Raw genomic sequence first — 23,067 nt, forward strand, 5'->3', positions numbered from 1 at the left:
GCCAGTTGATAAATTGCAGGTTAGTATCAATCAGAGTAGTCTTTGAGCATCAAACCGCTTTACTCTACCCATAATCCCACGATAAAACAGAAGAAGGACAGATTGTGAATAGCCAATTGATTCTCACCGTTATTTGCGACGATAAACCGGGCATCGTCGAACAACTCGCACAAACTATCAGCAATCACCAGGGTAACTGGCTGGAAAGCCGCATGTCCCATCTCGCCGGGAAATTTGCGGGCATATTGCAAGTAGCTGTCAATGAAATTCATAAGGCCAGCTTGCGCCAGGCCTTGACTGACCTGCACAGTAAGGGCTTTAAAATCATCGTTGAAGATGCCTTATCTGTCACACCAAGTGACTGCCGTCAATTCAGCTTTACGGTTGTCGGTGCCGATAGGCCCGGCATTGTACGCGAAATAGCCCAGGCTTTCTCTGTGCGCCATATTAACATGGGCGAACTGGAAACTGCTTGCTCCAGTATGCCATGGTCGGGTGAGCCTTTATTTGAAGCCAGCGGCATTATCGAGGTCCCCAAATCAGTCAACCTTAACGATCTCTATGACCAACTGGATAAGATTGCAGATGACCTGGCCATTGACATACGCCTCGAATCCTCCAGTGAGCAGTCGGTATAATCTCACCGCAAGGCATTAGGTGGATAGAACATCAGGGATGATGGTGCTTTTTATGCTCGTGTAATTTTTCGTCAAATTTTTCCAGCTCGATATTAATCGCCGTGGTAGAAATATTGACCTCATAAAAAGAAAATAATAGCGAAATCACCAGGAAAATCAGACTGGCTGCAAACAAGAATTTTCCCTCTATCGCCCAGCCTAATAGCAGAGCAAACATAGACAGGGTACAGAGCACAAACGACAAAACCCCAAAAGCCTGCATCAGGCGAATCACCTTCATGCGTATGCGCAAATTATGAATCTGGCGGATGACAACGGCTTTCGATGGCGCATCCTCCAGGTTACTCAATTGGCGAATCACATTGGCCAATACCACAAAGCGATTGGTATAAGCCAGCATTAACAATGAAATAGCCGGAAACAGCAGGCTTGGGGTTGTAACAGTTATTTCCATAAAAACAGATCATCACGTTAATCAAAACGTTCACGCCAGTAAATGATACGGTCGTGGCCGCGGTATTGCCCAAAGCCAAAGCGAGCGGTGGGCAATGAGGCATCAGAGTAATCGCCATCCTGGTTCCAGTCATAGCGAAGCCAGGGGTAGCTGGTGAGATTGATATCGACATCGAAATCGCCGGTACCGGAACCCGGTGCCTGGAAATAATGGGCAGCATTGCCACCCTGGAAAACGATATTCAGGGGATTCGCAGCCGAATGTCCGTAAATGCCGGTGGTTGATCCTCCGGCCAAGGGCACCACCAAATGGGCCGGATTGAGCAGAATCCCGGAAGGGTAATTGATGGCGCCGCGCGAAATTAATGTGCAATTATCTGCGCTGTTGATTGAAAATAAATTGCCCGTCCAATACTCCGTCACAAAATTCACCGGCAAATCGACAGACTCAGGTCCAAAGGCATCATCCAGGCGCAGGCGGCCAAAGCGCAGGTTAAGCGGCACAGAACCCAATTGCACGGCATTGCATGAAGTCCCCACACAGGCTGCCGCGCTATCGGCATTCATATTTTTTCCTGCCAGCTCACGCATATCGAAGCTATCCGTCAACCCCAGTCCCCAGCGTAAATCCGTGTAGGGGCCGTCGGGCGCGGCAGCCCGGTTGAAGGTGGCATTGGTGTTGACCTGCAAAATCCCCGCCGACCAATTTTTGGGGCTGCCCTCAACAATACGGGAACTGAGTAAAGCGCCATCGCCCATATCGGCATTTTCCGCCACATAATTGAGCGCCGGGCCGGCACTATAGGCAGGGCCATAATTGGATAGCACAGCACCGCTGGCACTCAACGCCTGCAACTCATAATTGAGCGGAATAGCCCCATGCGACATATAGGAAAAACTGCCGCAACTATTGGCCAGGAAACTCGCCACCATGGAAAAGCGATCGGGGTAAAAGCGCCCGATGGTATTACTTGCAATATAGTCCGGTGCGCCTGCGCCCATGTAATTGTTATCGGCAAGCTCCGGGCGCACGGTTAAACTGCCGACCTGCTCCCAGCTTATATTGGCGTTTTGAAAACTGCCTGCCGGTGCAGTGCTGGTAAAACTGCCGGCAATGGCGTTTGCCAGAATGGTAAGCGCGCCTCCACCCGGATAATCCAACGTAAACTCTTTCAGCACAATATTATTTTCCGTAGACGCCTCCCGCCCAAAATTCGGCGTCGGTTGCTGGTTGGCATTTTGCGCCTGCACGACCACCCGGAAAGGCGCGCCAGCGGCGACAAAACCGGCGGCAGCCCCGGGCGCCGAGGTTGCCCCCGGGTTAGCCTTTCCATCGAGCCCTTCAACCAGAGTGACCGCCAGGCGCTCGGGCCTTACCACAAAGGCATCGCTGCTGCCGCTTAGCGTAATCGCCGGATCATTGCCAGACGCCGCCAGGGGCAGCGCCGCATGCAGGCGAACCATGCCCACATCGGAATAATTTATCGGTACGGATGCTACCCCCGCTGCATTAAAGGTGAGTGACACCGGGGCGTAATTGATGATGCCCAGCGCACTATTCCCGGTAATCGCGGCACCGGCAGCGGTGAATACCTGGCCAGCGATGCAAGTGGACGGATCAACGCATTCATAAGCCAGATTGACGGTTCTGGTTCCTGTCACCCTCGCCTCGCAGGCGCCGGTGTTTTCGTTGGTGCGCATGGCTCTGAGTACAGGTGCCGAGTCTGTAATACCGGCGCGCTGATTGGGTATGGGTAAAAAACCACTGGCATTGGCGTAGAACTTGAGCCCGGCATTGGCAAAGGTTATCGGTGGATCCAGGGCGACGCTCTCGCTGACCACGCCATCGGTAAGATTGATATTCAGTGTGGCCGCCGTTGTCTGGCGCAGATAGGCAGTAAAACTGGTTTCGGCACCGGAAAATATGTAGGTGGGACTCACCCAGGAACCCGTCGCTGGCGCGGTGGATAACAGCACCTGTGTGCCTGCATTAGGCGCTACCAGATTGCCTGCCGCATCATAGGCGCGAATGGTGACAGGTTCCGCCGCGCAGGTTATGCCGGAACCACTGTGGAATATGCCGTAATAGCTCACTGCTGCCGGGCAGCCGACGATTGGCGAAAAGGTGGAGTCGCCGGGTCGCTGCCAGCGCAATGAAATCACGGCATGCACGCCCTGCTCATAAAATTCCAGCCTGAGCGGATAAACCGTGCCCGCGGTCAGGTTAATCGGCACACTAGTGTCCGTTGTCACCGCGTGATCACTCCAGTTATTAATCAATAATTGATTATTGACCCACAACCTCACACCGTCATCCGACAGGGTCTGGAATTGGTAGCTGCCGGTGGTTCCCACCCTGAGATTGGCATCCCAGCGCACCGAAAAAGTATCGTTGCCAATACCGGCAGGTCCCGGCGGCCCGGTGCCCCAATCAAAATCAATGATGGTGTCCTGGCGCGTTGCAACGGGGGTGCCGGACAAACTGGTATTGTTAAAAAACTGGCCGGTGGCGCTGCCGACAAAACCGCTGCTGCAATCCTGCGCGGGAACCTCACAGTAATTTGCCGTACTGGGATTGGGATCCGCCGCCGTGCCCAGCACATTGAACATATCTGCGCCCGGCATGCTCCACAGCAGGCGTATTACCGCCTGGCCACCATTTTCGTAATATTCGAGGCGCAGGTCATAGGCATAACCCGCTTCGAGCGTAATCGTCCCGCTGGTATTGGTCGTGGCGGAGTGATCGTTCCAGTTATCGATAAGCAGCTGATTGTTCACCCACAGCCGCACGCCATCATCCGACACCGTTTGGAAGCGGTAATTGCCGGTTACCGGGGCGCGCACGCGCCCGTTCCAGCGCGCGGAAAACTGATCGCTGCCAATGCCGCTGACACCGGGCGAACCGCTGCCCCAATTAAAATCCACACGGGTATCCACGCGCGTGCCTGCGGCAGTCCCCGACAGATTCACATTATTGAAGTAGGCGCCGGTAAGTCCGCCGATCAATCCCGTGGTACACACCGGCGGGGCGGCATTGCAGGCATTGGCAGGGGTCGAGTTCGGCAGGCAGGTTCCGTAGACCGCCCCGCCGTTAGTGACACGCACTGTCGCATAGCTCGGCGCCGTCAGGTCACCGTAGACCGTTGAATTGTTGACGGTAATGTCACCGCTATTGCTGCTGATCGCAATCGCCGAAGACGCAGAGCCCAGGACACTGCCATTTTGAATAGTGACAGTGCTCGCCCCCGAAATACTGCCGCCGGTCATAGTGACCCCCGATAGTGTGATTGGATTGGCGGACGTCATTACAAAATTGCCCGAGAGGGTTCCGCCGGTAAGCGACATGCCCGATTGCGCCCTGGCACCGCCAGCCAAGGTAGTGCCATTGGTCGTGATGGTGTTATTGTTGCTGGTTACCAGGCCGCCGACACTGCCGCCGGTCAAATTAATATTGCCGCCCGTGGTAATCGCTCCCGTCACCGCCGTATTCACCAGGGTCACCTCGCCGCTGGCAGCGGTGATACTGCCATTGATGGTATTAGTTCCCGCTGAAACCACCGTACCGTAACTGGAGACAAGATTGATATTGGCGGCAGCCGTGCCAATCGTACTGCCCGTCAGCGAAAAGCCGTTATTGGCAGAAATAGTAATATTCGTATTCGCTGTCAGTACATCGCCATTGGCAAGCGTCACGCGGCCGTGGCCAGTGCAGGTATAGGTTGTACCGCTAACACTCCAACTGGTGTCGCAAGGTGGATATTGACCGCTGGTCAAATTGTAGGTCGCCGCATTTACTCCAACAGCGATGAATAACAATAGCCCCGATACTATTCGCCTTAACAGGTTGCCTCGCGGTTTCAGGGAGTAGCTGTGCATTTATTCTTGCTCCAGGTAAGCACCGGCCTGAATCCTTCGCTCGGCAAGAAAGGTATCTGCACCACAACGCCCCTGGCTAGTTACTGTGTAGAAACTGGGTTGCCGGGTTGTCGTTTCTGAATAATTGGCAGAGTCTGATGGTGCACAATTACTGGCATCTGCATAAGTACACTGGCAATTCACCTGTGCAGAGCACAGGTTTAAGCCATCGATGCCACTAAGATTGTAAGTTTGGTTGAGGGAGACACAGCGGGCATCCACTGCAGCACGATTGGTTGCATCTGGAAAAAATAATACTTGCATAGCACGTTGCGCACCTGTTTCGGCGGCATAAAATGCCTGCACACTCAACAATTCCTGGGTAAAACTGCGGTTGGATTGTTCACTGGTACGTGCCACTACCAGCGCCAGGATTCCCATGACCACTAAAATAAAAATAGAAAGCGGGATTAAAAAACCCCGTTGGTATTTTCCCATCGCTGGACAGCGGTATCGATTAGGGAACATTGCGGATCATCGCCTCCTGGATAAAGGACAGGGATTCTCCGCGTCGACTAAATATCAATGAAATAACAACACCGGCATTACGGTTTTCCGTCCCTGTCTTTAACTCAAAGGGTGCACCGCCGGAACTGACACCATGCGCCATTAATCCATGGGCCTGATCGACATTGATAACATTATCGTTAACATCAAGACCTTCATAAAAGCGCAACTCATCCCCCGCCAGGCAAAAAGCCTGGGGGTTAGACAACAAATAAAAACGCTTGCGAATCGAGTTGCGCAACCACTGTTTTGCAGGCACCAGTTGTAATTGCGTTGTCGATGAGCCAGCGCCGTAACCCGTTCGGGAACCTGCATTAGCACCATAGAGTTCTACTGGAGATAAGGCGCCAATACTGACAAAACTGGCACTGCCAAATTCAATCGCGTGTGAGGAGACACCTATCACTGCTAATACCGGTGCCCCATTCGCCTGGTCAGGTACCGGTAAAATATAATTTCCCCCACCCGCTATCGGCATAAATTGCAGGCAGGCGCCATCATTGATAATACGCACCGAATAAGGCAAGGCACCACGCAACTGGCGAGTCATACGCTCCAGTGCCGACCGGGCAGTATTCACCAGTAATGCCCGCTCCTGGGTAGAGCGATAAGAATCCACCACACGCACTACAAATGCCGCGCTGGTGGTTGCCAATATCGCCAGCACAACCAACACCACAATCAACTCAATTAATGTAAAACCGCGCGAACCTAACGGGCGCAATCTGCTGCCGCACGTGCAGGAAGCCATCAGAAATTTGCCCTCTGGGCACTGAGGCGAATAACCTCTCCCATAGGAGTGCGAACACTAACGGTAATGGTTTTGAGGTTATCAGCCGCTGTAACCGTTACTGAGCGCTGATAGCCATCGAAGCTATCTGACCAGTTATGGAAATCATCGACATCATTCATATCAGGATCGGGGCTATTGTCACAGCTCTGTCCACCTGCAGTACCGCAGGCAGGAATTCCTCCAGTGGGTGTACCCTGGTCGTATTTCAGGGCAATAATTTCATCGAGTTTGGATTGGGTGGCCTCCAGGGCACGCATTCGAATCAGGGGATCGGCATTGGCACGTGCGGCCTGGTTAAACACGCCAATCAGCGCAACCAGGGCAATTCCCACAACGACGATAAATACAATCAATTCAATCAGGGTAACACCTGATTGCCAGCGATAATGTCTGTTTGCTCGATTAATAGCTGCCATAGGCATAGCCCGTGGACTCAACCGTTATGGTGGCCGACACCCCCGAACCACTCACCGTCACTAACCCCGCCTGCGTCTTACCCAGCCGATCAAACACAAAGACCGTTGCAGGTTGTCCGGATTGTTCGGAAGACAAACGAATTCCGTTAGGCATTTCCAAAGGGTAATAACCGATATTAACCGGGACGTTATCCTGATTCACACTGACACTGTTTTCCTGGATTTCCAGGCTGATACCACCACGGGCCATGGCCAGTTGTTGCGCCAATGAAAAAGCCGCGATGATGTCATCGCGGCTTCCTTGTACCCCAGCAGTGTTAATGCCCCCAAGACGAGAGAACAAAACAACGGATAATGTTCCCAGTAACACCATGACAGCAATCAACTCAATGAGGGTAAATCCCTTATTGCGATCAGCCATGATGGGAGCCTAACATCACCTAGAAATCAAGGTGCACCAAATCCCTGAAAATTAGCAGTACGACTTGAAGCTGTTTGAGTGACTGTACATACTGCAGTATCACCCAAATTGGTTAGTGCTACTGATCCAACCGTATAACCTGTAGGAATTCCACCAACCAGAACTCCACCAACATCATCGCAATCGGTCACTGGCATATGAGTCGTTCCGCCAGTCACACCAGCATTAGTAGCTACTGCCGCAGCATAGTTTAATGCCATCGCACTGCCCATATTACCGGCAATACCATCGACGGTAGCCTGTTCAGCTGCATCAGACATATCAATAAATCGCGGCAGGGCAGTAGCTGCCAAGATACCCAGAATCACAATAACCGCAATCAGCTCGATCAGGGTAAAACCAGATTGTTTCGTCATACAGCAAGCCTCCAGGGAGAGAAAATACATTAAGGATTGTTTACCGGTAAAACCGACATCCCTGAACGTGGACAAGACTACAAAGTCACTTCTGACAACCTTGGACAAGGATTTATCACGAACCGGCGGTCTTAGTCGAAACTATAGACGAGCTTTCGATGAATGCCAGTTTTCGCCCATGTTTATAGCGTGTAATTATTAGGGAATCACCAGGCGCACCTGACCTGTGTTTATCGAGTAATCAAAATAATACTCACCGGTCGATGTACCCAGCCAAAAATAACGGCACAGATGCCCCTGTACTGCCACATGGTAAGAGTATGCCCCACGCTGCTCCGGCTGTGCACTGAGCGGCGGCGGGTTTTGCAACAAGCTGTCCCATAAGGCTTTGCAATCCGCAGCCGTCAACCCTTGTCGCTCCACCGGCCCGGGTGAAACTGCCGCAGGCCATCCCTGGGGTGAAAAATACAAGAGGGTTATAGGGTCATCCTGTTGATTAATTGATGGGGAAACCGGATTGGTTGCTTTCTCCAGCAACCAATGTACACGAGCATTTACCACCGCCTGCAGGAAATGGTGCGATATAACCTCAAAACGTAAATTGCGCGCTTGCTCCGCCAGGTGTACATAGCGATTGAGCCCAACTGCCGCGATAATGCCAATGGCTATAGCGACAGTAAAATACTCGAAACGCCCAAGGCTGTAGTGTTTATTCAATCCGTCTTATCTCCGATCGAAATAGCCGGAATTGCGCTAACGCAAGGTTATTTTTGAATAGCGTACATATCCCACATCGGCAAAAATATACCTAGCGCAATAATAGTGACAAAACCCGCAAGCATCACAATCATGATCGGCTCGATCCGGTCACTGAGCTGCTTAACGTCGTACTCCACTTCACTTTCATAAAAACTGGCCACTTCCGCCAACAGTGCATCCACCTGCCCACTTTCTTCGCCCACGGCAATCATTTGCAATACCAGTGGTGTGAACATGCCGCTGACCAAATGGGTTTGATACAACCCCTCCCCGCGTTCAACACCCGCACGAATAGCGCGAATTTTATCGCCCAGATAAGGGTTATCGATGGCGCGCGCACTTAACTCCAACGCATTGGACAGGGGTAAACCGGCATTGAGCATCAATCCAAAAGAGCGGGCATAGCGCGCCAGGGAAGCGCGCTCAATAATATCGCCGACAATAATCAGGCGAAGCTTTTTTTGGCCCCATACACGACTGCCCTCCGGGGTTTTGATGTAGTGCAGGCACCAGGCCACAGCAGCCACCAGCACAAGCAAAATATACATCCAGTAATTCACAAAAAAATCGGATACGGTAATAAGGATGCGTGTTGGCAGGGGCAATTGCGCACCAAATTTCTCAAACAAACCGGCAAATGCAGGAATCACATAAATATTGATCACCGCAATGGCTACTGTCATCGCAATCAGTACAAAGGATGGGTAACGCAGGGCTGTTTTGATACTTTTTAAAGTGGAGTGGTCTCGTTCAAGGTACTCACTTAATTGTTTGAATACCACATCGAGTCGCCCGGCGTTTTCACCGACACTGACCATACTCACTATCATATTATTAAAAATCTTGGGATGGGCGCGCATGGCACTGGACAATTCTACACCCGCCTCCAAACGTTCCACTATGTCATTTAATGCCTGTTGGAAGGCGTAGTTGCGAATCGAGGCCGACAGACCGCGCAACCCCTTTACCAAGGGTATACCGGCGCGAGAAATGGTGTGCATCTGCCGGCAAAACATAATCAGTTCAACACTGCTAACCCGCCCTGCATTGAGCGAGCGGGAAATCCGGTCCGACAGGGTTAACTCTTCAACATGGGGCTCGATGCTGACCGGGGTAATACCACGCCCCAACAATTGGTTAACAGCACCATCCTGGGTAGAGGCATCCAACTGGCCGGTAACCAACCGGCCATCGCTGTTGCGACCTTTAAAATCATAAATGGCCATTGTCGTTATGCCTCATTCAAAGTTCATCAATCTGTGCCGAAATGGCCATGACTTCCTCAAGGGTTGTGACTCCCTTTGCAGCATAGTCCAACGCTGACTCACTCAGGGTTGTAAAATGAGGGCTGTTATAAGCTGCCTGTGTAAAGGCATTCATATCGTTCACCCGCAATGCCTCCGCCATCGGCTGGGTCAGCTCCAGCATCTCAAACACACCCAGGCGACCGCGATAACCCGTGTTGTGGCAATGCGGGCAACCTGCACCCCGCTTGAAACTCACCTCACTAAAGTCGCGTCCCTTGCCTATCGCTAACAATAACGCCTGTTCCTGAACATCGGGGGTGTGCGGCTGGATACAGCTATTGCAAATACGCCGCACCAGTCGCTGCGCGATAATCGCTTTAAGCGCCGCAGCCACCAGATAACCGTCCACACCTATATCCATCAGGCGCATGGCGGAACTGACGGCGTCATTGGTATGCAAGGTTGACAACACCATATGGCCGGTCATTGACGCGCGCAGGGCAATTTCTGCCGACTCGGCATCGCGGATTTCCCCCACCAGCAAAATATCCGGATCCTGGCGCAGGGTCGCGCGCAATACACTGGCGAAGGTCAGACCGATTTTTTCATGCAGCTGCACCTGACTGATACGAGGCAGGCGATATTCCACTGGGTCTTCAACGGTAATGATTTTTTTCTCAGGGCTATTCAGTTCTGACAAAGCCCCATAGAGGGTGGTGGTTTTACCACTACCTGTAGGCCCGGTAACCAGTACCAATCCATGGGGGCGCGTAATCACCTTGCGAAAGCGGCTGATCAGGTTGGGCGGCATACCCACCTTATCCAGGGCCAACACACCATCGGTATGATCCAGTAACCGCATCACAACGGACTCACCAAATTGTACGGGCATGGTGGAAATACGCACATCGATATTGCGCTGTTTGACTTTGAGGTTAAAGCGCCCATCCTGGGGCAGTCGTTTTTCCGAAATATCCAGGCCGGCCATCAATTTCAAACGAACAACGAGCGCCGATGCGATACGCTTTTCATTCATCACCTGTTCCAGTAATACACCATCGATACGATTGCGGATACGCAATACTTTTTCATCCGGCTCTATATGGATATCCGATGATTTTGCTGCAATGGCTTCCTCGAAAATCTTTTGCAGCAACTTGACCACGGGGGCTTCACTGTCAGTGGCATCGCTAATGAAATCTGCCAGGTCTACGGCGGATTCCTGCAGTTCCTCATCCAGCTCTGTCGCCAGGCTGGCAATTTCGCTGGCGCGGGTATAGGCGATATCCAGAACATCCAGCAGTTCGGATTCCCGCACGACCGCCGGCTTAAGGTTTTTCTGCAGTACACGCTGTAATTCGTCCAGGCAAAAAATATCCGTTGGGTCAGCCATGCCCAGCAACAGGCCGTCAAAATCCTCGCGCAGCAGAATCACCCGGTAGCGGCGTGCACTGGTTTCAGGCAGGCGTTGTACCAGTTCGCGATCAAAACGAAATTGCTTTAACTCGACGAAGGGAATATTCAATTGCGCCGACAGCAGGTTGAGCAGTGCGTTTTCATCGACATAACCCAACTCGACCAGCGTGGCCCCCAGTTTACGCCCGGTCAGCTTTTGCTCTTGCAAGGCATGTTGCAACTGGCTCTCGCTGATCATTTGTTTTTCGACCAGTAAATCACCAATGCGAATGCGTTTTTGAAGCGTTGTGTTCATGGGTGCTTATCTCAAGGCTAACCGCGCAATGCGGCGATACGCTGCTGAATATAATCGCGAACTTCTACTTGCAAATCACTGTATTCGGCCAAACGCTGGTAAGCACGCAAAGCACCTGTACGCTCATCCATCGCATCCAGTGCCAGGGCATAGCCCAACCAGTACGCCGGTTTTTCACCAAAGGTTTCCAGTAAGGCTTTATAGCTCTGCGCTGCTTTGGCGTATTGGACATGTTTTTGGTACAAACCTGCCAGCAGGGCCCGGTAATGCTCACCCTGCGCTGTGGCTGGATGCCGCTCCAACAGGTTAAGCGCCTGTTGGCCATCGCCCTCCAGCAAGGCCAGACGGGCCTGAAAATAATCCCGTTCAGCCGGATTCAGGGCCGGCATCGCAGAAATGCTGAGTGCCAGCTGTTCGCGATTTTCCTGCTGTACATAAAAATCCAATAATTGCCAACTGGATAACTCACTGGTTTGAGGGTTGCTGGCTACGAACTGTTCAAGTTGGGTCACAGCAATTGTTGTTTGGCCAGCCGTCCACAGTCTGCGTGCCTGCTCAACCTGCTGTGTATCCTGCCACTGGGGATTGGGCGCAACCGATAAGTGTGCTGGCATATTGTCATTTACAGGGGAATGGGACTGGGCAGCAAAAGGCTCCTGGATACTGACAGATTTTTCTACAGGGGCGGCTACAGCGGGGGATGACTCCTGGTTAGCTGATTTACTTGCCTCCGATACGGCGCCTGCGACACTAGCCCCGGGCGATTCGAGCAAGAGCGATGCGAAATGCTGCACAGGTTCATAAGCGGGAGCAACCAATTGCGCACGGGCTATCAGTGCCCTGGCCTCCTCGACATTATCCTGGTGATATTGGCGCTGTGCCATTGCCAGGTAGCGCTCAGCCAATTGCAAAATCCCCTGCTGTGCCAGGGGATTTGTTGCATCCAGGGACAGTATTTGTTGGTAGTAACGATAGGCGTTATCTTCAAAGGGAGAGGTCAAGCGATCACGGGCCAAGGCCTGGCGCGCTTGCGCCAGCAGGTTGTCAATATCGCGTTGGTGTTGGACCTGTTGGGTAATATCCGTCGCAGGCTCACCCTGTTCCTGCAGCTCGCCCCCAGTGTCTGTTGGCGCTGAAGATTCGGCATCCGCTGCTTCTGCAGCAACTTCATGATCGACCATCGCCAGGGGTATTCCGCTGGAATCGCTAACAACCGCGGGCTCATCGATCGGCGCTTGAAAGGACGCCACTATCCAGGGACGCAATAGCCAGAGCACGACGAGTACCAATAGAAATGTGGTGAGTGTTAACAACCAGGGAAAACCCGCAGGCCTGAACAGGCCGGAGGATTGCAACTCCGCCCGCCCATGGTCAACGGCTGCCTTTGTGAGCGCATCTTGCTCATGGGGGTTGTGGGCATGGGCAGACCCCTGAACCTGCGTCGACAGATCGCGCAACATATCGTTTAGCAGGCTCACTGCACAGCTCCCGCCAATACCGGGATAAACACCAGCGCAGCGGCTGCACTGGCTGCCAGGGCTGGCCACAACCAGTAATCGCGCCGGGCCAAAACCTGTCCCAGCTTTTTACTTTCGGCAGTATCCTTGATCGCACTCACCATATGGCGCCGTTCAACATGCGGGCTCGCCTGGCCATAGGCGGCAAGCATTGCCTTGTGTGCCATGACATTAATCAGGCGCGGTACACCGCCGGATGCCTTGTATAACAGCCGTACGGCGGCGGGTGAAAACAGTGAGGGACCTCGATAGCCCGCTGACTGCAAACGATAATTCAGGTAAGCCGCTACGCTGGGCTGGGCGATACCCTGTAAATATTCACTGAATACGATGCGCTGTTTGAGCTGGCGTAAATCCGGGCGCTCCAACAGGGTGTCCAATTCCGGTTGGCCAAATAACACCACTTGCAACAACTTGCTTTTTTCAGTTTCCAGATTCGTTAACAGGCGCAACGCTTCTATAGTTTCACGCGGCATGGCCTGGGCTTCATCAACCACCAACACCACCTGGCGCTTTTGTTGCGCCAAGTGCACCAGGCGCAAATTAATATCTTTTAATAATTGATAGGACGGTAATTCCGGTGAATAGGCAATGCCTATCTCTTCTGCCAAAAACCATTTCAATTCATCGGGTGTCAGATAGGGATTAGGAATATAGGCAGTGATGAAATGGTCGCCCAGGCTGGCCAGCAGCTTGCGGCTGAGCAGGGTTTTGCCCGTACCCACCTCACCAACGACCTTGATAAACCCCTCGCTATGGCGCAAGGCGAGCAGCAAGGTGCTCAATACTTCGCGATGGCTTTGGTTGTGAAAGAAAAACTGGGTATCGGGAGTGAGCGAAAACGGGTGCTCCTTTAATCCAAAATGTTGACGGTACATAACAGACCTCGCCGCAGCGTAATTTTCCCCGCGCAATCCCGCACAACTCAGGGATTGCGATAGGCCTCACCCATTATCTGCATGCTATCGCGCGACTCACGCAATTGAGCATCCCAGGTGGTATCATCCACAACAATAGGACGAAGCAATATCACCAGTTCGGTTTTACTTTTGGATTTGTTTTTGGTGCGAAACAAACTGTTGACGATAGGAATATCACCGAGTAGCGGGCGCTTGCCATCGGTTTGCCTGTTACTTTCCGTCATCAAACCACCTAATACAATCACCTGCCCGTTAGCCGCCTTTACAATACTGTCGGACTCGCGGATACCGCGTAGCGCGAGGGGCAGCGAGAAATTTTCATCGCCCACGGTAAACACCTTAAGTTGGTCCGTCACCTCACTGACAATGGGATGAATATGGAGGATAACCTCTCCCGCCTCAGAAATCTGCGGGGTGACATCCAGCGAAATACCGCTGAAAAATGGCGACAACTCAATATTCGGTGTATTGGTGATAGCGGCGGCATTGGTAGTGGTATTGCTGGAAATGCCTGTGACAAAGTATTCATCGTAACCCACGCGAATAACGGCTTTCTGGTTATTGACGGTAGAGACACGCGGACTGGACAGAACCTGTACCGCCCCCTGGGTTTCCAGTAATGACAGGAGCTTGGTGATATCAGCTACCTGCACCAAACCGGCAAACAGATCCTTACCCCCATACTCCGAACTTTCAGTAATGGTTCGGGTTGCATCGGTCATTTGAAAGCCTGGGCCGTAGTTCATTTCAAGAGAATCAGAAGCACTGATAGTGCCCCGACCGGAACCGTAACTGTACCCCAGTTGCCCGCTAATAGCCCCCCAGTTAACACCTGCTTCAAATCCTTCGCTTAACCGAACCTCAAGGATTTTGGTTTCCAAAATTACCTGGCGTTTTGCGCTCAATTCCGAACGCTCCAGATAATCGCGCACGGAACTCAATTCATGGGGCAAGGCTTTCACCACGACCATGCCTGCCTGGGGTGAGATCATTACCGAGCGCTCCCCCTCTTTTCCGCCAATAATGGATAGGATGGTTTTTTCCAGTGAATGCCAGAAATCAGTACGATTCAGGGTTTGTACCCGCGATCCCGGTGTTAAACCCGCACCGCTGACCTTTTCCTTGGCATTGCTTAACATGCCCAGCAGGTTGGCGGTATCTCCCGCACTTCCACTCGAATTATTGGTGTTGCCCCCCATGTTATTGCTGGTGGACTGGGCACGACCGACAAGAACACTGGTGTCCGATACCCCTACCCTCTGCACATCCAGATAATTAATTTGGAATACCTGGGTACGCAACTCATTGGCGTAGATGGTGTAAATATTCCTGTCGCGCTTAAATTCGTAGCCATAGATATCGCGGGTGACACGCAGCACATCGTCAACCGTGACATTTTTCAGATCCAATGTTACTGACCCGCTAACACCGGGATGTACAACAACATTGACTCCTGTGCCGTTTACCAACCCCAGGAAAAAATCCCGCGCGGAAACATTGTGCACGGAAACATCAAAGCGCTCCGCGGATTTGGGAGCGGAGTAAGCGCCAGAGGGATTCTGTAACAGGGATTGGGTTACCGCTGCTGGTGGAGACGCTGTTGCTGGCGAGCTATTCACCGCTTTGTCCAGCTCTTGCTCGGCGACCAGTTTTCCATCGCGGGTGTTACTGCAGGCTGCTAATACCATTAACAGGGGCAACAGGATGAATGGCAACAGCGGATGTTTTGTCACAGGCGACATGCTTATGGCCTCAAGAACAGAAATTTAGGGATGTCTTTTGATCACACTGGGTGCCAGGCGTAATACCTTCTGTCGCCCACCATCCGCCACAACCACACCTTGGGAATCTATTCGCATGAGTTTCATACCATTGGATTGGGGAATAATTTGTCCTTCACGCAAACTATGCCCATTAATAATGGCTAGCTTGCGCTGGTCGCTGATTAATACCGATGATAGGTGCAATTTTACTGCAGCCGGTTTTGCGACTGGCTTGTGATAATCCAGCGGCTCTGTAGGGTCGCGCCCCTGCTCGCCTGATTCAGCAAAGGCAGCCAACACTAAAAGCAGGAGAGCCAATAATAAAATGGGGCGTTTATACACCGAGCAGGCCCTCCTCTGAACTCAAGGTAAACACGCGCACTTCGATTTCCGCGGCAGGATAGGTATCGACACGGTAGTTCAGCGAATCCCAATAAAATTTCCACGAGAGGGATTCCAGCTGCTTTAGCAATGCCAGTAATTCAAAGTAACTGCCGCGAATACGCAATACCACCATATGCTGATAAACCCCGGCATCCGCTGAAGCGCTGGCCGTCGCCGCAGGGGCAATACCCGGCAACTGCAGCTGGCGCGCGGGCAAGGTTTTAACCCCCAACACCTCTACACGACTTAATGGAGAAAGTATTTCCTGCAATACTCTGGGTAGTTGATCAGCACTGATCAGGCCTTGGGACATATTCGATAATTGCGCTTCAACTTCATTGATGCGCTGCTCCAGTGCCCGAATTTCTTTTTGCTTTAATACGGCCGGGCTATTGGCTGCTGCCATTGTCAAATTGGCAATGTCCGTTTCCAGTTTTTTACGTTCACTGGCGATCAATTCCACATCGCCCTTAAGTTTGCTGCGCTGTTTATCAACCGGGGCTTGCACGAACAGACTCCATACCATCAAAAGTACGGCTAATACCGTCAACAGCAACAGAACCCGCTCGCGTAAAACGCGTCCATCTATTGCTTCTTGCAAGCGAACCAGCTGTTCTTTCCATTGATTCATGGGCGCTGTCCTCGCATTTTTTCATTCAATTCCAGCAAATGCTGCACGGCCGTTTTTTCGGCACTTCTGACACCTGTGTCCGGCAAAGGCTCTGCCAGCGAAAAATCAAATGTATCGCCAGCCTGTTCATCCGGTGATAACTGCAAAATACCGAAAGCCGTGCCGACAAACGATGGCTCGGTGCGCAAACGCTGTACATACAATGGAATTTCTTCTCCCGCACGGGTTTTCCCCAGCATCTCCGCGTAAGCACCCCCACGTGTTAACGAGAAGACACTTAATGAAAACCGGTCATTGGATTGGCGCGACATAGCCTCCAATTGTGCCGAGAAGCCGGTGCTGTTACCCAGGCTGCGACTCGATACCAGCATCACCAGGCGCTCGCGGCGCTCCAGTTCAGTGTGAGTCTTTAATATGTGTGCGTCCAACACGGCAAGATCAACCTGGGGCTGGTTGCGGCGCAACTGATCCACTTGCTGCTTGATTTGCTCAAGTTGTACTCGCTGTTGTCCTGCTTCATGCACCAATGAAAGGTTGTAACGGTGACTCAAGATACTGGCAAGAATAAGCAATACGACAAAAGCCAGGCTTATCCAGAACATGTGTATAGCGCGCAGGGGTTCACGGTTAGGCTGGAATTCCGGCAGGTAGAGATTGATCTGCTGCATACTAGCCTCCCACCTGATCCTGGCGCAGGGCAGCACCCAGGGCATTCAGGCACAACGACAAATAATGCTCGGGAATTCCCTCGGCAATTTGCAGCCCGGCGCGCAGGTCCAGCATATCGATCGTCATCGGCAGGCCTGCGCGTATTTCGGCGGTCAATTTGTCCGCGGTGACATTGTCGCCACAGAGATAAATATGGCTTGGAGGCACCTGGCGCATTTGCCGCTCGAAATAATCCAGCGAGCGCTGCAGGTCAAGAATTAATGCCTCTGCGGGTAAATCATCCAACAGGCCGGCGTTATAGGAGAGGACAAACTGGCGAGTAAGGTAAAGGTTGCCATCGCGTTGGATCTGCAAATTGCCACCACCCTGGACCAGTTTAACCAGGGCTACCCCGCGCTGGGTGTCGCAACAGGTTTCCACCAGATTGCGCAGGGCCATTTCCGGGATATCAATAGCCTTGAGTTCAAGCCCGGCAGTTTTGGCATAGTCCACCAGGGTTTCGATGTGTTTCTTCTGGGTGACCACAGCATAGGCCATGCGGCTGGTGCCACGGGCACTGTCCTCGGGCAGTAAAATGCCATCCACGACTGCCTCGGTAATCGGGAAATGCACTAGGTCTTTCACACGGTAACGCAGGGCTTCGGCCAGTTCCTCACGCGGTACCTTGGGGGCTTCCCCCAACAGCATCTGATAACTGCCGACACTCATCACCAGGTTGCAGGGAACCGTTTGCAACCCCAATTTGGCAATGCGCTGACGGAGCTGTTCAGCCGGATTATCCCCTGCATTGACCGGAATAAATTCGCAATGGACTAAATGCGGTTGCTGGGTTGCTGGTCGGTGGATATGAGCGAGGGCAACACCATCCGGGGTAAACTCAACCCCCAGGCATTGATGTTGCCCCTGTGAGCGATTAACCCAGTGGGTCAGGGTTTCGAACAGTTGCTTCAACAGCGTACCCTCGGGCTGTGGTAATGGTACTGGTTGTTTGTTATACGGCAGAATTTGGATGAAGCAACCTGCCAATTAATAACTGTTGTTTATAATTGACCGCTCAAACATAACGTTTACAAAGAACATAGACCATATAGGTAAAAACGCCAAATGTTTCACATAGTTCTATTCGAGCCGGAGATTCCCCCCAATACCGGCAACATTATTCGCCTGGCAGCCAACACCGGTTGCCAGTTACATTTAATTGAACCGCTAGGCTTTAACTTAGATGAAAAAAGCGTAACCCGCGCCGGAATGGATTACGCCGAAACCCAGGATGTGCGTATTCATGCCAGCTGGGAGCACTTTTTGGTACAAGAGCAACCAACGCGTTTATTTGCATTGAGTACAAAAGGAAGCCAATGCCACAGTGATGCACAGTTTGCCGCAGGCGATTATTTATTGTTCGGCCCCGAGTCGCGCGGCCTGCCCGCAGACATCCGAGAATCATTGCCCGCCAACCAGGTGCTGCGGATTCCGATGGCGGCCAATAGCCGCAGCATGAACCTGTCCAACGCGGTTGCCGTGATGGTTTATGAAGCTTGGCGTCAATTGGGGTATGCTGGCGCACTTTAGAGCAGTTGCCCCACAGTGAAAGTCATCTGTCCTGTCCAGTGAGTAGTTGTATGAGCAAGATCCAGATTATGGTAGGAAGTGTCTATGGCGGTGCCGAACAAGTGGCTGACATTGCCGCTGACCTGCTGCGCACCAAAGGCCATGAAGTCAGTATCAACACCTATGCGCGCCCGCAAGACCTGACGCGCGATGCCAGTGAAATTATCCTCCTGTGCCATTCCAATACCGGCTCCGGCGAGCTGCCCGATAACATCCAGCCTTTATATTTGCATATCACCCGCGACTATCCGCGCATTGCCGGTCGCCATTACGGCGTGATTAACCTGGGCGACAGTTGCTACACCACCTTTAACGAAGCTGGGGTGATGCTGGACGCCGCCTTCGCCGACCTGGGCGCGGTGCGTATCGGCGAGCCGCTGGTACTGGATGCCAGCAGCGGCGATGACGCCGCCAGCCTGACACGCGACTGGGTTGAACAGTGGTCGCTGTTGTTACCTTGATCGCACAGCTGTTGTTCCTGATCGCGATGCCTTACTTGAATTGATGCCTTACTTGAGTTGTATCCATGTCTGACCCCAAACCTATCGGCCTTTTCTATGGCACTTCCACTTGCTACACCGAAATGGCCGGCGAAAAAATCCGCAAGCATATCGGCGAAGAACGTGTTGATATGTTCAATATTGCCGAAACCCCGCTTGTCCAGGCAGAGTTTTACGATTACCTGATCTTTGGTATTCCCACCTGGGATTACGGCGAACTGCAAGAGCACTGGGAAGAGATTTGGGATGACCTGGAAACAGTGAGTTTTGCCGGGCGCAAATTTGCTATCTATGGCCTGGGCGATCAGGTGGGTTACCCGGAATGGTTCCTGGATGCCATGGGTTACCTCCACGCCAAACTGGTACACCGCGGCGGTATTCCCTGTGGTTATTGGCCGCGCGCCGGTTACGAGTTTGAAGCCTCAAAAGCACTCACATCCGATGGAGAATGGTTTGTCGGCCTGGCACTGGATGAAGAAAACGAATTCCAGCTAAGTGAAACCCGTATCCAACAGTGGTGCGCCCAAATCCTGCGCGAGTTTGAGTTGTGAACGATCATCCAGAATCCATGAGTAACGCCCGGTTTGACCTGCGTAACGCACAAATTGAATGGGACGATGAAGGCCAACCCCTCTCCAGTGAATTTGGCGATGTCTATTTCTCGCGCGCCAATGGCCTGGAAGAAACCCGCCACGTATTCCTCCATCACAACCAGTTGCCGGAGCGCTGGGCGGCGCTGGCTCCCGGCAGCCATTTCACCATCGGGGAAACCGGCTTTGGTTCCGGATTGAATTTCCTTGCCGCCTGGCAACTCTGGTTACAAGCCGCCCCGGCAGATGCGCGGCTGCATTTTGTGACGGTGGAAAAATTTCCCCTCACCAAACCGGACCTGATCCGCGCCCTCGCCCTCTGGCCGGAACTGGAGGCGCTGTCTACTCCCTTGATTGATGCCTATCCCTGCATCACCGACACCGGCTTCTATCGCCTGCATTTTATGGGCGGCCGCGTCAGGCTCACCTTGATTATCGAGGATGCCGCCCATGGGTTTAGCCAATTGCTCGGCAGCGCCGACCCCCGCTTTGCCCATGTTTGCGCCAAGGTAGATGCCTGGTTCCTCGACGGTTTTGCGCCGGCCAAGAACCCGCACATGTGGAGCGAGCAACTCTTTGAGGCTATAGGCACACTCAGCCAGGCAGGTACCACTGCAGCCACCTTCAGCGCGGCAGGCATTGTCAAAAACGGCCTGCGCTCGGCGGGTTTTACCGTGCAAAAAGTCCCCGGCTACGGTCGCAAGCGCGACATGGTGCGCGCACAAAAGCTGACTGATCGCCTCCTGCCCGTCCATGACGGTTCGCTCGATGCCAATGAGCTGGATAATACTCCCAGCTACTCGCCCTACCCGCTGCCCTGGACGGTGGACGGTACCAATAGCACTCCTACCGACAAGCGCGCCCTGGTCATTGGCGGTGGACTGGCCGGTTGCACCAGCGCGCGCGCCCTGGCAGAGCGCGGCTGGCAAGTCACCCTGCTGGAACGCCATGAACACCTGGCGGAGGAAGCCTCAGGCAATCCCCAGGGAGTGCTCTATGCCAGGCTATCGCGCAAGGCCGAGCCCCAGGCGGTGTTTAACCTTAACTGCCTGGACTTCGCCCAGCGCTTTTACCAACCCTATTGGACTATGGCCGGCAGCCGTTGCGGCGTACTGCAGCTGGCAGCGGATGCTGACGAGCAGCAACTCCAAACATTGCTCAGGGATAAGTTCAGGGATTGCAGCGAGCTGGTCCAGTTTGTCAGCGCCGACGAGGCCAGCGAGCTGGCGGGTGTTGCCCTGGCACATGGCGGGCTCTACTTTCCCCAGTCCGGTTGGATCAATCCCCCGCGCCTCTGCACCGCCCTGGTCAACCACCCCAATATCCGGGTTGAATACCGGCAAGCGGTGACTGCACTGGCACAGGCTGATGAAGGCGGATGGCATATACACACGGACCATACTGATCATGGCCTGTGGCAAAGCCCGGTGGTGATTATTGCCAACGCACGCGATGCCAGGCACTTTGATGAGACACGCGAATTGCCAATCAAATCGATTCGCGGCCAAATCAGTTACCTGCCTGCGACCTCCCTGAGCCAACCGCTGAAAACCGTCATCTGTGGCGATGGCTATCTTGCCCCGGCCGTTGATGGCCGGCACTGTGCCGGTGCGACATTTAATTTACGCGAGCAAACAGACCTACTGCGCGCACAGGATCACCAGGCCAACCTGGATAAGCTGTCGCAGGTATTGCCCAGCCTCGCCGAGGCCTGGAACCCCCTCAGGCTCGACCAACTTGATGGCCGTGTCGCCTTCCGCTGTACCTTTCCCGACTACCTGCCCCTGGTGGGTTCCGTCGCGGATACGCCCGCCATGGAAACCGATTTTGCCCCCCTGCGCCGCAATGCCCGCGCCTGGCTGGATACCCCCGGCAGCTATGTGCGCGGGCTCTACCTCAACATTGGCCATGGATCGCGCGGGCTGGCCTATACACCGCTCTGCGCAGAGTTGCTAGCCTGCCACATCAACCAGGAACCACTGCCGATTCCCCGCGAACTCGCCAATGCGTTGAACCCGTCACGCTTTCTGATTCGCGACCTGATCAAAAACCGGCGTTAGCAGCCTCGGGGGCCATCCCAGGGTCTATACTCTCAAAAAACCATTGGGAGACCAGGATCATGCTGACCAGCCGCGCCTATGCGATAGAAGATGATGCCGACTTTATCCATAATTTTTATGAGCGCCTGGTGGTGCAGGAAGCCTTCGACCAGAGTCCGCGCATCCAGCAGGGCGACCGCGATTTCCTCGCCGATGTCGCCTGTGTAGCCCTCAACCGCCTGCCGCCGCGCTATATACGCCACGATGTGGATATGACGTTCTTTATGTCGCCCCAGGACATGATGGAAATCGAAAACAAAGTGGCCACCGCCGTGGGCGATGCACTCCATTATGTGGAAGCGCGCGAGCGCGGCGAAGACCCCAGGCTACCGCCACTGGAAGTCTCCCTGATTGCAACACGCGCCGATAAACCGGTGAAAAATCCCGCGAAGGCCGCCGCTAAAAAAACTGACGATAAACCGGAAAAAACCAAAAATACCAGCGCCGCAAAAGACACCGGCAAAAAATCACCCGCCAAAACTACACGCAAAAAAACCTAGGGAACTTCTGAAATAACCTGGGAACCGCTGCCACAGGCGATTACCGTGCGCATCGCCTCTTCCACGCTCACATGGGGCAACAAATCAACACACTCGGACGCCAGGTGATAGACAAACCCGGAGGTCGGGATAGGTGCGGTGGGCGCATAGACCGTATAGTCACCATTGGCATGCTTGGCAGTGACTATGGCTGTGACCGACACACCCGCTGCGCGCCCCATCAGGTAAGCGCGACAGACCTCACCCTTTAGTAAAGACGTATTACCCTCGCCGCCCAGTAATTGGGTGATCACATCGCGAATAGTTTTGTAACCGGGTGCCAGGCGGGCCAGCCAATCATCAATCAGGTCATGCAGCCAGCCACCAATACTGGTGGATACAAACAGGCCGATTAAAAACAGGCCCAGCAGCAATAATCCAACGCCGATAATATCCGCTACATAACCGCTCACCAGGGTTTGCTCTACCAACCATTGGCTGAGGGGTTGTATCAGGTTCCTGATAGTGCGCAGCAACCATTCAACCAACCAGACAAAAATCAGCATCGGCAGTACCACCATAAAACCACCGATAAAGGTAATACTGACAAATGATCGCAAACGCTTCATGA

Annotated in this window: 24 protein-coding genes; 6 read left to right on the top strand and 18 right to left on the bottom strand. The window is 53.1% G+C overall.

What is annotated here, in order from left to right; translation table 11 throughout:
• Positions 1-104 precede the first annotated feature (104 nt).
• Entirely contained in the window at positions 105-638 is a 534-nt protein-coding gene (locus tag CJA_RS11495; protein WP_012487981.1) for a glycine cleavage system transcriptional repressor, read from the top strand.
• Between the two features lie 31 nt (positions 639-669).
• On the opposite strand, the gene CJA_RS11500 is transcribed toward CJA_RS11495, so the two are convergent.
• The 17 genes from CJA_RS11500 to pilM all read right to left on the bottom strand — a co-directional run bounded on the left by CJA_RS11500 (position 670) and on the right by pilM (position 18,111).
• Entirely contained in the window at positions 670-1,092 is a 423-nt protein-coding gene (locus CJA_RS11500) for a DUF2721 domain-containing protein (RefSeq protein ID WP_012487982.1), read from the bottom strand.
• Positions 1,093-1,109: 17 nt separating this feature from the next.
• A complete protein-coding gene (locus CJA_RS11505) occupies positions 1,110-4,967 on the bottom strand; it encodes a DUF6701 domain-containing protein (protein ID WP_012487983.1) in 3,858 nt (1,285 codons plus the stop codon).
• Positions 4,968-5,474 (bottom strand): pilus assembly PilX N-terminal domain-containing protein, encoded by a 507-nt coding sequence (locus CJA_RS11510; RefSeq protein ID WP_238526758.1) that lies wholly within the window; start codon positions 5,472-5,474, stop codon positions 4,968-4,970. It lies immediately after the preceding gene.
• The gene (locus CJA_RS11515) at positions 5,464-6,264 is read right to left on the bottom strand and encodes a PulJ/GspJ family protein (RefSeq protein ID WP_012487985.1); all 801 of its coding nucleotides are present in this window, start codon (positions 6,262-6,264) and stop codon (positions 5,464-5,466) included. The genes CJA_RS11510 and CJA_RS11515 overlap by 11 nt, the downstream gene beginning before the upstream one ends.
• The gene (locus CJA_RS11520) at positions 6,264-6,722 is read right to left on the bottom strand and encodes a type IV pilus modification PilV family protein (protein ID WP_041551473.1); all 459 of its coding nucleotides are present in this window, start codon (positions 6,720-6,722) and stop codon (positions 6,264-6,266) included. Before CJA_RS11520 ends, CJA_RS11515 begins: the two co-directional genes overlap by 1 nt.
• Entirely contained in the window at positions 6,709-7,143 is a 435-nt protein-coding gene (locus CJA_RS11525) for a type II secretion system protein (RefSeq protein ID WP_012487987.1), read from the bottom strand. Before CJA_RS11525 ends, CJA_RS11520 begins: the two co-directional genes overlap by 14 nt.
• A gap of 26 nt (positions 7,144-7,169) precedes the next feature.
• Positions 7,170-7,559, bottom strand: coding sequence for a type II secretion system protein (locus CJA_RS19885; RefSeq protein ID WP_041551474.1), 390 nt, complete (start codon positions 7,557-7,559; stop codon positions 7,170-7,172).
• A 198-nt stretch (positions 7,560-7,757) separates the two neighbouring features.
• Positions 7,758-8,276: a hypothetical protein gene (locus CJA_RS11535; RefSeq protein WP_041551475.1), complete on the bottom strand. Its 519-nt coding sequence runs from the start codon at positions 8,274-8,276 to the stop codon at positions 7,758-7,760.
• 47 nt (positions 8,277-8,323) lie between these two features.
• Positions 8,324-9,544 carry a type II secretion system F family protein gene (locus CJA_RS11540; RefSeq protein WP_012487991.1) on the bottom strand — a complete coding sequence of 407 codons (1,221 nt, stop codon included), beginning with the start codon at positions 9,542-9,544 and terminating at the stop codon, positions 8,324-8,326.
• A gap of 16 nt (positions 9,545-9,560) precedes the next feature.
• Positions 9,561-11,276: a GspE/PulE family protein gene (locus CJA_RS11545; protein WP_012487992.1), complete on the bottom strand. Its 1,716-nt coding sequence runs from the start codon at positions 11,274-11,276 to the stop codon at positions 9,561-9,563.
• 17 nt (positions 11,277-11,293) lie between these two features.
• On the bottom strand, positions 11,294-12,754 hold the full coding sequence (locus CJA_RS11550) for a hypothetical protein (protein ID WP_041551476.1): 1,461 nt from the start codon (positions 12,752-12,754) through the stop codon (positions 11,294-11,296).
• Positions 12,751-13,671, bottom strand: a complete 921-nt coding sequence (locus tag CJA_RS11555) for an ExeA family protein (protein ID WP_012487994.1) — start codon at positions 13,669-13,671, stop codon at positions 12,751-12,753. The genes CJA_RS11550 and CJA_RS11555 overlap by 4 nt, the downstream gene beginning before the upstream one ends.
• Positions 13,672-13,718: 47 nt before the next feature.
• Positions 13,719-15,455, bottom strand: a complete 1,737-nt coding sequence (gene mshL / locus CJA_RS11560) for a pilus (MSHA type) biogenesis protein MshL (RefSeq protein ID WP_012487995.1) — start codon at positions 15,453-15,455, stop codon at positions 13,719-13,721.
• A gap of 24 nt (positions 15,456-15,479) precedes the next feature.
• Positions 15,480-15,818: a hypothetical protein gene (locus CJA_RS11565; RefSeq protein ID WP_012487996.1), complete on the bottom strand. Its 339-nt coding sequence runs from the start codon at positions 15,816-15,818 to the stop codon at positions 15,480-15,482.
• Positions 15,811-16,491: a hypothetical protein gene (locus CJA_RS11570; protein ID WP_012487997.1), complete on the bottom strand. Its 681-nt coding sequence runs from the start codon at positions 16,489-16,491 to the stop codon at positions 15,811-15,813. Before CJA_RS11570 ends, CJA_RS11565 begins: the two co-directional genes overlap by 8 nt.
• Positions 16,488-17,159: a hypothetical protein gene (locus CJA_RS11575; protein ID WP_012487998.1), complete on the bottom strand. Its 672-nt coding sequence runs from the start codon at positions 17,157-17,159 to the stop codon at positions 16,488-16,490. The genes CJA_RS11570 and CJA_RS11575 overlap by 4 nt, the downstream gene beginning before the upstream one ends.
• A gap of 1 nt (position 17,160) precedes the next feature.
• Positions 17,161-18,111 carry a type IV pilus biogenesis protein PilM gene (gene pilM / locus CJA_RS11580; protein ID WP_148208860.1) on the bottom strand — a complete coding sequence of 317 codons (951 nt, stop codon included), beginning with the start codon at positions 18,109-18,111 and terminating at the stop codon, positions 17,161-17,163.
• 153 nt (positions 18,112-18,264) lie between these two features.
• On the opposite strand from pilM, the gene trmL reads away from it, so the two are divergent.
• The 5 genes from trmL (at position 18,265) to CJA_RS19075 (ending at position 22,457) form a co-directional block, all read left to right on the top strand.
• Complete coding sequence (gene trmL, locus CJA_RS11585) at positions 18,265-18,729, top strand: tRNA (uridine(34)/cytosine(34)/5-carboxymethylaminomethyluridine(34)-2'-O)-methyltransferase TrmL (protein WP_012488000.1); 465 nt, start codon at positions 18,265-18,267, stop codon at positions 18,727-18,729.
• Positions 18,730-18,779: 50 nt separating this feature from the next.
• Positions 18,780-19,229, top strand: coding sequence for a flavodoxin domain-containing protein (locus CJA_RS11590; RefSeq protein ID WP_041551477.1), 450 nt, complete (start codon positions 18,780-18,782; stop codon positions 19,227-19,229).
• A 65-nt stretch (positions 19,230-19,294) separates the two neighbouring features.
• The gene (gene fldB / locus CJA_RS11595) at positions 19,295-19,819 is read left to right on the top strand and encodes a flavodoxin FldB (RefSeq protein WP_012488002.1); all 525 of its coding nucleotides are present in this window, start codon (positions 19,295-19,297) and stop codon (positions 19,817-19,819) included.
• A complete protein-coding gene (mnmC, locus tag CJA_RS11600) occupies positions 19,816-21,918 on the top strand; it encodes a bifunctional tRNA (5-methylaminomethyl-2-thiouridine)(34)-methyltransferase MnmC2/FAD-dependent 5-carboxymethylaminomethyl-2-thiouridine(34) oxidoreductase MnmC1 (RefSeq protein ID WP_012488003.1) in 2,103 nt (700 codons plus the stop codon). The genes fldB and mnmC overlap by 4 nt, the downstream gene beginning before the upstream one ends.
• Before the next feature lie 59 nt (positions 21,919-21,977).
• On the top strand, positions 21,978-22,457 hold the full coding sequence (locus CJA_RS19075; RefSeq protein WP_012488004.1) for a late competence development ComFB family protein: 480 nt from the start codon (positions 21,978-21,980) through the stop codon (positions 22,455-22,457).
• Here the strand turns inward: CJA_RS19075 and CJA_RS11610 are convergent.
• A complete protein-coding gene (locus tag CJA_RS11610; protein WP_012488005.1) occupies positions 22,454-23,065 on the bottom strand; it encodes a DUF502 domain-containing protein in 612 nt (203 codons plus the stop codon). The genes CJA_RS19075 and CJA_RS11610 overlap by 4 nt on opposite strands.
• Positions 23,066-23,067: the final 2 nt, after the last annotated feature.

It is taken from the genome of Cellvibrio japonicus Ueda107 (assembly GCF_000019225.1).
In the GTDB taxonomy this organism is placed as follows: domain Bacteria; phylum Pseudomonadota; class Gammaproteobacteria; order Pseudomonadales; family Cellvibrionaceae; genus Cellvibrio; species Cellvibrio japonicus.

What these genes read in the sequence shown, in the direction of transcription:
- CJA_RS11515 (WP_012487985.1), bottom strand. Translation starts at nt 6,264, where the DNA reads ATGGCTTCCTGCACGTGCGGCAGCAGATTGCGCCCGTTAGGTTCGCGC.
- fldB (WP_012488002.1), top strand. Translation starts at nt 19,295, where the DNA reads ATGTCTGACCCCAAACCTATCGGCCTTTTCTATGGCACTTCCACTTGC.
- CJA_RS11520 (WP_041551473.1), bottom strand. Translation starts at nt 6,722, where the DNA reads ATGGCAGCTATTAATCGAGCAAACAGACATTATCGCTGGCAATCAGGT.
- CJA_RS19075 (WP_012488004.1), top strand. Translation starts at nt 21,978, where the DNA reads ATGCTGACCAGCCGCGCCTATGCGATAGAAGATGATGCCGACTTTATC.
- CJA_RS11540 (WP_012487991.1), bottom strand. Translation starts at nt 9,544, where the DNA reads ATGGCCATTTATGATTTTAAAGGTCGCAACAGCGATGGCCGGTTGGTT.
- CJA_RS11575 (WP_012487998.1), bottom strand. Translation starts at nt 17,159, where the DNA reads ATGCAGCAGATCAATCTCTACCTGCCGGAATTCCAGCCTAACCGTGAA.
- mshL (WP_012487995.1), bottom strand. Translation starts at nt 15,455, where the DNA reads ATGTCGCCTGTGACAAAACATCCGCTGTTGCCATTCATCCTGTTGCCC.
- CJA_RS11510 (WP_238526758.1), bottom strand. Translation starts at nt 5,474, where the DNA reads ATGTTCCCTAATCGATACCGCTGTCCAGCGATGGGAAAATACCAACGG.
- CJA_RS11500 (WP_012487982.1), bottom strand. Translation starts at nt 1,092, where the DNA reads ATGGAAATAACTGTTACAACCCCAAGCCTGCTGTTTCCGGCTATTTCA.
- CJA_RS11590 (WP_041551477.1), top strand. Translation starts at nt 18,780, where the DNA reads ATGAGCAAGATCCAGATTATGGTAGGAAGTGTCTATGGCGGTGCCGAA.
- CJA_RS11505 (WP_012487983.1), bottom strand. Translation starts at nt 4,967, where the DNA reads ATGCACAGCTACTCCCTGAAACCGCGAGGCAACCTGTTAAGGCGAATA.
- CJA_RS11570 (WP_012487997.1), bottom strand. Translation starts at nt 16,491, where the DNA reads ATGAATCAATGGAAAGAACAGCTGGTTCGCTTGCAAGAAGCAATAGAT.
- CJA_RS11555 (WP_012487994.1), bottom strand. Translation starts at nt 13,671, where the DNA reads ATGTACCGTCAACATTTTGGATTAAAGGAGCACCCGTTTTCGCTCACT.
- CJA_RS11610 (WP_012488005.1), bottom strand. Translation starts at nt 23,065, where the DNA reads ATGAAGCGTTTGCGATCATTTGTCAGTATTACCTTTATCGGTGGTTTT.
- CJA_RS19885 (WP_041551474.1), bottom strand. Translation starts at nt 7,559, where the DNA reads ATGACGAAACAATCTGGTTTTACCCTGATCGAGCTGATTGCGGTTATT.
- CJA_RS11525 (WP_012487987.1), bottom strand. Translation starts at nt 7,143, where the DNA reads ATGGCTGATCGCAATAAGGGATTTACCCTCATTGAGTTGATTGCTGTC.
- trmL (WP_012488000.1), top strand. Translation starts at nt 18,265, where the DNA reads ATGTTTCACATAGTTCTATTCGAGCCGGAGATTCCCCCCAATACCGGC.
- CJA_RS11545 (WP_012487992.1), bottom strand. Translation starts at nt 11,276, where the DNA reads ATGAACACAACGCTTCAAAAACGCATTCGCATTGGTGATTTACTGGTC.